Annotated in this window: 8 protein-coding genes; 2 read left to right on the forward strand and 6 right to left on the reverse strand. The window is 62.9% G+C overall.

Features of this window, described 5'->3' with window-relative positions:
• Nucleotides 1–2 precede the first annotated feature (2 nt).
• The 4 genes from I6F35_RS37125 to I6F35_RS37140 all read right to left on the reverse strand — a co-directional run bounded on the left by I6F35_RS37125 (nucleotide 3) and on the right by I6F35_RS37140 (nucleotide 5,078).
• On the reverse strand, nucleotides 3–2,594 hold the full coding sequence (locus I6F35_RS37125) for a two-component system VirA-like sensor kinase (RefSeq protein WP_225122585.1): 2,592 nt from the start codon (nucleotides 2,592–2,594) through the stop codon (nucleotides 3–5).
• A complete protein-coding gene (locus I6F35_RS37130; RefSeq protein ID WP_225122586.1) occupies nucleotides 2,591–3,553 on the reverse strand; it encodes a cytochrome c peroxidase in 963 nt (320 codons plus the stop codon). Before I6F35_RS37130 ends, I6F35_RS37125 begins: the two co-directional genes overlap by 4 nt.
• Nucleotides 3,554–3,630: 77 nt before the next feature.
• The gene (locus I6F35_RS37135) at nucleotides 3,631–4,056 is read right to left on the reverse strand and encodes a hypothetical protein (RefSeq protein ID WP_225122587.1); all 426 of its coding nucleotides are present in this window, start codon (nucleotides 4,054–4,056) and stop codon (nucleotides 3,631–3,633) included.
• Nucleotides 4,057–4,235: 179 nt separating this feature from the next.
• Entirely contained in the window at nucleotides 4,236–5,078 is an 843-nt protein-coding gene (locus I6F35_RS37140) for a response regulator (RefSeq protein ID WP_225122588.1), read from the reverse strand.
• A gap of 655 nt (nucleotides 5,079–5,733) precedes the next feature.
• Between I6F35_RS37140 and I6F35_RS37145 the strand changes: the two genes are divergently transcribed.
• Together I6F35_RS37145 and I6F35_RS37150 are read left to right on the forward strand one after the other, a co-directional pair.
• Nucleotides 5,734–6,582 (forward strand): AraC family transcriptional regulator, encoded by an 849-nt coding sequence (locus I6F35_RS37145; protein WP_225122589.1) that lies wholly within the window; start codon nucleotides 5,734–5,736, stop codon nucleotides 6,580–6,582.
• A 591-nt stretch (nucleotides 6,583–7,173) separates the two neighbouring features.
• On the forward strand, nucleotides 7,174–8,037 hold the full coding sequence (locus I6F35_RS37150; RefSeq protein WP_225122590.1) for an alpha/beta hydrolase: 864 nt from the start codon (nucleotides 7,174–7,176) through the stop codon (nucleotides 8,035–8,037).
• 91 nt (nucleotides 8,038–8,128) lie between these two features.
• Here the strand turns inward: I6F35_RS37150 and I6F35_RS37155 are convergent, their stop codons facing one another.
• Together I6F35_RS37155 and I6F35_RS37160 are read right to left on the reverse strand one after the other, a co-directional pair.
• Entirely contained in the window at nucleotides 8,129–8,794 is a 666-nt protein-coding gene (locus tag I6F35_RS37155) for a response regulator (protein WP_225122591.1), read from the reverse strand.
• A 16-nt stretch (nucleotides 8,795–8,810) separates the two neighbouring features.
• Nucleotides 8,811–9,212 carry a response regulator gene (locus tag I6F35_RS37160; RefSeq protein WP_225122592.1) on the reverse strand — a complete coding sequence of 134 codons (402 nt, stop codon included), beginning with the start codon at nucleotides 9,210–9,212 and terminating at the stop codon, nucleotides 8,811–8,813.
• Between the last annotated feature and the right edge of the window lie 176 nt (nucleotides 9,213–9,388).

The following is a 9,388-nucleotide window of genomic DNA, read 5'->3' on the forward strand; positions in this document are numbered from 1 at the left end:
GCTTACGGTTTGGCATAGGGCTGCCGCCGCGAGCCGATCGGACGCCGTATCCGCGAGGAGAGCGATGGAGAGCCCGCAGCCGCGTCCGCGGGGTCGGCGCGTGAGGCACGCAATGAGCGGACCTGCGGCTTTGCCTCCGGCTCCTTGCGTGCCGAGCAATTGCTGAGCGCGGCCGCGACTTCCGACGTGACCAGCGGCCAATGCACGACGTCGCTGATGCCGGCGGTCACCAACGTGTCGGCTCCGATCTCTTCGGTCGATCTCGCCGCCAGCACGATCGGAAGATGTGGCGCCGCCGCGTGCAGCGCCGCCGCCGCTTCCAGCGATGCCGCCGCCGATCCGAAATAGCCGACGATCGCCGCATCGAACCGGTCGGGCTTGGCGCTGCAGGCGGCACACGCAGCGGCGGCTGTACCGAATCCGACCGGCTCGTAGCCGATCGCCGCGAGCGTTTCCTCGTCTCGCAGCAATCGGGCCTGATCGCTGGTGACGATCAGCACGGTCTCGCCCTTTCCCACCGGCAGCATCGCCGGCTTGATGTCCGATACCGGCGCAGCCATCGCCACGCAAGGCAACCAAACCTCGAAGCGGCTGCCCTTGCCGGGCACGCTTTGCACGTTCATCGCCCCGCCATGCTCATGCACGATTTCGCGTACCGTCGCGAGCCCCAGGCCATTTCCGGACGAACGCGTGGTGAAGAACGGTTCGAAGATCCGCGCCAGTGTCGCCTCGTCCATGCCGCGGCCGCTATCCGTGACCACGATGCAGACATAGCGGCCCGGCTGCAGCGTGTCGTGACTGAGCGAGCGGACCTCGGTGATTTCGCGGATATCCATCGCTATCTCGACGCGGCCGTGATCGTTGATCGCCTGCGCGGCATTGTTGCAGAGGTTGAGGATCACCTGCTGCAACTGTGCGGGTTCGCCGGACACGATCGCGGTCGCGAGCGGCTCGCGGATCGCAAGATCGACGTTGGCGGGCAGCGAGACATTCAGCAGCGAGACCGCCTCCGTCACCAGGCTGTGCGCGCTGAGCGGCCGGCGGCGCGCGTCGCGGTGCCGTCCGAACAGGAGGATCTGCTCGACCAGATCGCGCGCCCGCTCCGCGCCGCGGCGGATGGCACGAAGATTCTGCGCGAACCGGTTGTTCTGGCCGAGATGCTCCTCGATCACTTCGGAGTGGCCGAGGATCCCGCCCAGGATGTTGTTGAAGTTATGGGCGATGCCGCTGGTGAACGTACCGATCCGCTCCATGCGGCGCGCCTGCTGCAGGCGCTCCTCGAGGCGCCATCGTTCCCGTTCCATCGCGTGCCGCCCAACGGCGTACATGATGATATCGAGCGCCATGCGCAACAGGCTGAGTTCGACGGTATCGGTCACGCGGCAGGGGCGACCGATCGTATCGAACCCCAGCGCAACGCTGGTGCCCTCCTGGTCGACGCCGGTCACGCAGGCCCATGCACCGAGGCCAACGTCCGTCAGCGCCCTTCTGTCTTGGCCGATCGGCAAGGAATTGACGTTTGGGATGTGGACCACGCCGTCCACCACGGGCGCGAACCGAGCCGCAAGTGCCGGCGCGCCTTCGGGCCAGCCGGGTGGAAAGTCCTTGCCCGCCCTCGACCAGCCGTACAGCCGGGGAGCGGCCCCGGACCACACGACATAGGTACGGTCACAACCGGTGCACAGCATCAAGTCGGCGAGCGCCCGTTCGATCTCGCCATCCAGGTTCTCCGGCAGCACGTCGATGAAGCGCATCGAAATGCCCGCGATCACATGCTCGAACGTCGCGCGCCGTTCAAGCGCCCTGGCATGCGACCGCACGCGAAGGCCAAGGTGAACCAGGAACGCGACAAGGATTAGCGAGGTCACGTAGAGCAGCCAGCGAAACTCCCGTGCCATCGCTCTCGACTCGTTTTGCCGCACAAGCAGCAGGCTGCGGAGCTGATCCTGCTCGAGTCTCGGCTGGATCGCCCGCATCTCCTTCAGCACGCCATCAACTGCGGGCAACAGTCCCTGGAGCAGCCGTCCATGCGCCAGCAACGGTCCGATGACATCGCCATCGAACGGACGGGCCTGATCGGCGAGCCTGTCCAGTCGCTCCTTGACCTCGCGTACCGCGCTGTCCGACGTGTCGAGGGTGAGCAGCAGCATCGCCGCCGCCGCGGCGCTGATCGAAGGCCCGAGATCGGCCGACGTCGCGTGAAGGCTGAAACGCTCGAAGAAGGTCAGTGAATTGTGCAGCAGCGCATTGTCGCTCTTGAATCGTTCGACCAGTTCCTCCTGCCGCGCGAGCGACGCCTCGAGGTGGTCCACCGCCTCGCTCGTCTCGGCGTCGATCGCCGCCGCCTGCCGCAAGCGGTCGAGCGATTTGTGCAGCGCATTGATCTCGCGGACCAGCGGATCGTAGTTGCGCAAATTGCCGGCGCGCGCGGTGAAGACGTCGCGATAGAGCGAGCTGTCCAGCATCGCAAATCGATCGAGCTCGCCGAGCGCGCGATCGAACCTCTCGGCTTCCGGATTGATCGCGCGCAGCGACAGCCAGGTCAGCAGCAGGACGAGCGCGAATACGATCGCCATCGCGCGAATCGGCGTCATGGCGGCGCTCCCTTGACGGGCTCGCCACGGTAGTTTCCGGTCAGCGTCTGCAGGAACGCGACGAGCGAGGAGACCTGTTCATCCGTCAAGCTGCGGTCGAGCTGCGCTGCGCCCATCTTGCGCACCGCCTCCTCGAGCGTGGCCGCGCTGCCATCGTGAAAATAGGGCGCCGTCGTCGCCACATTGCGCAGGCTCGGCACGCGGACGACATCGGGTTTCGCGTGAACCAGGGGACGAAATATCCCCTGGCGCTGGAACAGGTTGCCCCCGACATTGACCCCCTGGTGACAGGAGATGCAGCCAAACGACTTGAATATTCCGTAGCCGCGAAGTTCGGCGGCTGACAATGCGGACGTATCTCCGGCGAGCCAGAGATCAAAGCGGCTTCCCGGCGTAACCAGCGATTTTTCAAAGGTCGCCAGTGCATCGAGCAAGCTCGCCCGGTCCGGCGCGCGGTCGTAGGCGGCGCGAAACTGCCGCACCATCTCGGGATCGGCATTCAGCCTGGCGACGACATCCTCCACACTGGTGGCCATATTGGCCGGATTCTCCAGGGACGATTCGGCCTGCGCCTCGAGCGTGCGGAAATTGCCTTCCCAGTTCAGGCGAAAACTGAGCGCCGCGTTGAAGATCGTCAACGTGTCAAATGGAGCATTCGAACCGTCATGTCTCACCGTCGCATATCTGCGACCAGTGCCATTGGTACTGATGTCATGACAAGAGGAGCACGCCAGCTTCCCGTCATTCGATAATCGGGTGTCCGAAAACAGCCGCTCTCCGAGGGCAAGCTTGAGCGGATCGGCCGCAGGAGGCTCTGGGGTGGGCGTGATCGGCTCCTGATCGGCGATGGGAATTGGGCGCGACGTTGGAGCGGTCGGAATAGATTGTGTGGCTGCACCGGTGGCAATGAGCAGGAGCGCTGCGCAGGCCCATGGCGGCCAGCGGCGCGCGCGCAGCATTCCCGCCATGGCGGGCGCATGCGCAGCCGCAAAATCAGCTCGGCTTCGCCGATATCCGGTCAGCAACCATAACCGCATCATTCCCGACGATTCCCGGGTCTTTCCATATATGCGATGTTGCCATTCCCGGCATCGCCGCGGCTTTCTAGGCTTCGCAACTCGATGAGCGCAGACGAATGGTGGCCGCGCAGGTCGTCGGACTCGAGCGCATAGGGATACATGCCTTGCGCATAGGCGGAGCAACCCTCCAACACCTGGGCAACGGTCCAGGACATCACCGAGAGAATGACGCTGTGGAATGCGAGGTCGCTGCAGACGGCGCAGGTCCCGACGACTTTCAGCATCAGCCGCGAAGGCCACCACAATGCATCATTCGCGGACGGCCGCTCGCCGGCCGGACTCGCATGCGTGGTCACCGCGCGCATCTGATGTCGGCGGACCGCGCTCGTGCGGCGACCGGTCGGCCAGCGGCTGACGGGCAATTTCTTTCTGTCCAACTTCATTGACGTCTCCCGAGGATTTTTCACCCTCGAGAGATTGCCGCACGCATGTTGCGGCAGCGTTCCAGCCCTAAGTTTAAAGGCTACGGCTGTAATGGAACCCGCCGCGCCCGCTGGTCCGGATATCAGGGGCCTCATGTCAGGATATGCGGCCATCCGCCGCATGGCGCGATTGGCCATCCTCAGAGCCGCTCGACCTGCAGCGCGAACACATAGCCGACGCCGCGCTCGGTCAGGATGACCCTCGGCGTGCTCGGATCGCTCTCCAACTTTCGTCGCAGACGGAGCACCTGCACGTCGATGCTGCGGTCAAAGACGTCCTCGTGCACGCGAGTGGCCTGCAGAAGCTGCTCGCGCGAGAGCGGCCGCTGCGGCGCATCGAGGAAAGCAACAAGGAGCGCGTATTCACCCTTCGTCAGTGCGACCTGCGTGCCGTTCGGATCGGAAAGACGCCGGCTGCGCCGATCGAGCTGCCAGCCGCCGAATCGATAGCGGCCCTTCTCCGGATCACGCGGCGCGGTCTGTCCGGTTTCGCGCCGGCGCAACACCGCGCGGATCCGCGCCAAGAGCTCCCTCAGGCCGAATGGCTTGGTGATGTAATCGTCGGCACCAAGCTCCAGGCCTACCACGCGGTCAATCTCGTCGCGGCGATGGCCGGTGGTGATGATGACGGGTACGTCGGAGTGCGAACGGATTTCGCGCAGCAGATCGAGACCATCTTCCTGGCCCAGCCGCAGGTCGAGAATCACGAGATTAGGTTCGCGCGTGACCAGCAGGCCGGTCACCTCGTCCCGCCCGGACGCGGACAGCGCGCGAATGTCGTGCTCCTCGAGATAGTTCATCACGAGGTGCCGCATGGTGCGATCGTCCTCGACCACGAGGCATGTCGGCTGGCCGCGCTCCGCACTCAGGTTTTGATCGGACCGTGCGGATTGATCGGATCCGTTCCCGCCGGCTCCGCCAACTTCACTACGTTCCGGCCGACCGTTGCGGTTAGCCGCGGCAATTGCGGCATTCAAATTCATTGCGTCTCTCCCGACGCCCCCTGGCGGCGGGGTATAGAGCACAGTATTCCGCGCTACAGCACACATTTCAGCGAGCGCATCGGGCATCAAATATCGTTGAATGCGCCGTGCCAACGCGGACTCATCAAGATTTTGTAGGCGCATTGAACCAGGGCACGATTCGCATGGGACGCGCGCGATCTTTCCGGCGAACGCAGGCTCCCGACGTCTTCCGTCCGCTCTACCATACGACTTAGAATCGTTCAAAGCGGCCAAGCCGCGATGGGCATGATTCGCTCCCGTCGACCGAAGCCGTGTTTGTCCGAAGGACAGCCTCTCGCTATCCCAACGACGCAAACGGTGCGCGATTGATCGCAGCGTTGGTCGACGAAGGTTTTGCTAAAATACTTCCGCGCGACATCATCACTCGAATTTTTCAATGACTGCATTGACTGTATTGCTAGCTCCCCGGGACGCTTCCGTCAGCTCATCGTGAAGCATCTCCGATTAGGCGCTCGTTACTACTCACGATCCATACCAATGTATGACACCACCGTGAGGCAAAGCCGTCCATATTGATGGCCATCCGATAGTCGACGTCAGTCGATCTTGAGATTTCAGGAGGCCAGATATGTCGTGCCATGCCGCACAGCTCCTCAGTGAGCGATCCGTATCGATGTCTGCAGCCGAAGTTTTGGATAATCGCTCGCCGACGGCAGTCCGAGAATCGGCTCAGCAAACAGCACGGCCGGACAATCCAGTCATTGGCATCGATCTCAAGCATCTCGGCGTTTCGGTACGGGTCGTACCGACTGGCGGAGGACATACGGCGAATGCCGCAGCGCCTGAAATCGAGCGCGCTCTTCATATCCTCGGAGTGGGAAGGGACGTGGAGGCGTCACTGAGCTTCAACAATCTCGCGGGCAAGGCAATCCGCGAGGTGCCGAAAGCGCGAATGGATCAGGATCCAGTGGTGCGCAGGCTCTCCGAAGCGCTGGCCGCCGCGGAGCGAGATCAGTCGGAGTTCGGAGGAATCTACGCGGACGCCATCAGGCTGGTCACTGTGGCCAGGATGATCAGCGCCGATGCGAAACCGGCATCGCCTGTGCAGGCCAATCGGGACGGCGGGTTGTCGAAGTGGCGCCTCAAGCGCGTCGTGGAATACGTGGCTGAGCATCTCGACGAGAAAGTGACGCTGGCAGATATGGCCGCGGCAGCCCGGCTGAGCCGCATGCATTTTGCCGCGCTGTTTCTCCGCGCCACGGGACTGACGCCGCACCAATATCTGCTGAAGCAGCGTATCTCGACGGCACAGGACATGCTGCGGACGACCGACAAACCGATCGTCGAGATCGCGCTGAGTGTCGGGTTCAGCACCCAGGCGCACTTCACTACGGTCTTCAAGCGGCTCGTGGGACAAACGCCGCTGAAGTGGCGGGAAGGCAGGCCTGCAGAGGCCCTGGCCCAGTCCTACAGGCGATTTGGCGCTGAGGAGCGAGCCCTCGAGGGACCCCGACCGATCTGAAGACCCCGTCGCGACGATGCCGACCTGCAGGGTGGGCAAAGCGAAGCGTGCCCACCGTTACGAGCGGAGTGCTTGGTGGTGGGCACGCTTCGCTTTGCCCACCCCTGCGCACCTTCCGCATCGAAATAGCCAAGCAGCGACGTTCGGCTCCTAAACCTTGGTATTAAACGACACGACCCGCGCATGTCGCGAGAACTGCGCGACTTAACCAACCAGTATAATCGACGATATCCCGCGCCCTTCGTAAAACACACAGCATCGAAGCATTGCAGTGGCCCGGCAACCGGGAGCGTGGATAGCATGAACCGTCGATTGAAAAATTTCGTTCTCAGGCGCCTCGCGGTTCTCCTGGTCTCGTGGCTGCCAGCGTCGTCTCATTCGTTCGGAATCGAGGCCAAGGACGACACTGCCCTGCGCCACGTCCACCAAGCTCCGCTGAATTCGCTGGCAAGCCGAAGCAGTTTGGTTTCCCTAGATGCGGAATGCTGCTCGGAGATGGTCATGCAACGGCAATACGACCGCGTTGTCAGCAGAAGACAGGACCCGACTCAGTCTCGTATCGCAATGTAGAGTCGCTTATGGAAGAAGCGATTGGCCGGCATCCAGAACACCTGCTTCGAGAATCGAATGTCCTGTCGTGACCACGGAGTTCGGGTGTTCGGGACGCCGGCTCTGCGTTGTCTTTTCGTGGCTGCAGCGCTCGTCCTGTCTCCTGCCTCCGCTGAGCCCTTATCCGATGCGCGTCGTGAGCGCGTCATTGACCTTCCGCTAACGGCAGGCCATCAACGCGTCCTCTACCTGAGACCCGAGCATCCCTGGGCCACCATCATCATGCTGCCGGGAGGCGCCGGCGATCTCGGCATTGCACGCGATGGCGCGATCCGTCATCCGGATAATTTCGTGGTGCGCTCGCGAACGCTGTGGACGGACAAGGGCATCGCCGTGGTGATCGCTGATACGATCGACCACGCCAACTTAAGAGGTGAACGCAGTTCTGCTCGCTATGCTGAAATTGTCGACGACCTGATCGGCTTCGCATCCGAGCAGTCACGGGCGCCTGTGTTCCTGCTCGGGACCAGCCAGGGCTCCATTGCGGCAATGAACGGCGCTGCACACGCGAAGTCGGGCGCGCTTGCGGGCGTGGTGCTGACGGAATCGGTCTCCCGCATCGGAGGCAGTCACGAGACCGTATTCGATGCGCAGCCAGAGGCCGTGCGCATTCCGGCTCTCATCGTCGCCAACCGCGACGACCGCTGCACGGTGGCGCCACCGGGCGATGCCCGAAGAATCGCCGCGGCGATGACAGGCTCCCCCAACGTGAAGGTTCTCATGGTGGCCGGCGGTATCGTCGCGACCAAGCGGCCATGCGGATCGTTGTCGCCGCACGGCTATTATGGCTTGGAGGCCGAAGTCGTCGACGACGTGGCTCGCTGGATGCGTCTGCACGAGCGATAGAAAACACGAGCGAAAGAGAACGCTCAGAGCTTTTTTTTGCTTTGACGCGTTTTCGTCATGCGAACCGGCGTCCACTTCGCTCGAAAACGCTCTAATTGTCGCGGACCGGCTGCTCATTGGGCGGCGCCTGCCGCACGCCAAGCAAGTCGGCCATTCGCACGAGCTCGGCGAGCGATTTGGCCTGCATCTTGCGCATCATGTTGCCGCGATGGATTTTCACCGTGATCTCGCTCAGCGACAGGCGCCAGGCGACCTGCTTGTTCATCAGCCCTGCCGTGACAAGACCCATGACTTCCCGTTCGCGGGGCGTCAGAGAATCGTAGCGCAGGCGGATGCTTTCATCGCGCTGCACTTCCGCTCGCCGCCGCTGATCGCGGGAGACGGCCTCTTCGACGGCAGCGAGAAGAGCTTCCTCTTCGAACGGCTTTGGAAGGAAATTGATCGCGCCGGCCTTCATGGCGCGGACGGTCATCGGGATGTCCCCGTATCCGCTGATCAGGATCACCGGGATGGAAGCATCACTCTCGACCAGTTCCTTCTGGAATTCGAGCCCGTCGGCCTCTCCCAACCGGATATCCAGGATCAGGCAGGACGCGGAGTTGATGGCATCGGAGGCCAGGAATTCGCTCGGCCCGGCGAACGTCTCGACGGAGTAGCCGACGGCGCGCAGCAGGCTGCTGAGCGAATTGCGCACGTCGGTGTCGTCGTCGACGACGCAGATGAGGGCGGTGCTGATCGAATTCGGTGGTGCACTCATGCTGTCTAGGACCGGGTCATTGGACTGTCGGGGGAGGTCCTGCTTGCGAAGAGTCGCCCAGGATCGCTTCCACGTCATGGAGCAGAATCTCGGGGTCGACGGGCTTGTCGACAAAAGCAGCGGCTCCAAGGCTCTTTGCCTCGGCGCGCGCCTCCGGCGTCGAATAGGCCGTCATCACGATCACGGGAACGCCGACTCCCCGGCGCCGCAGTTCCCTGTGCAGGCCGAGCCCGTCCATGCCCGGCATGTGCAAATCCGTGATGACGCAGTCGACATTCGCGATGGAGGACGACTCCAGGAAGTTTTCGGCCGCGCCAAAACTCTCAACGTGCAGCCCTACCGAGCGGAAAAAGCTCGATATGCTTTCCCTCACGTCGTCGTCATCGTCAACGATGCAGATCGTGGATCCCTGTGGCACTAGACAGCTCCTCCCGAGCAGATGGCCGGGTGTTTCCGTCGGTATGGCCGGATTCTGTCCGTTTTCCCATCATATCAAGATATTAGGTTTCGACCAGCGCGCCTCCGCCGGGATGTTCAATGGGAGCGTGAACCCCACGGTTGCCCCCCACCCGTCATTGTTGGACGCCGAAACGC

Source organism: Bradyrhizobium sp. BRP22 (assembly GCF_020194175.1).
Taxonomy (GTDB): Bacteria; Pseudomonadota; Alphaproteobacteria; order Rhizobiales; family Xanthobacteraceae; genus Bradyrhizobium.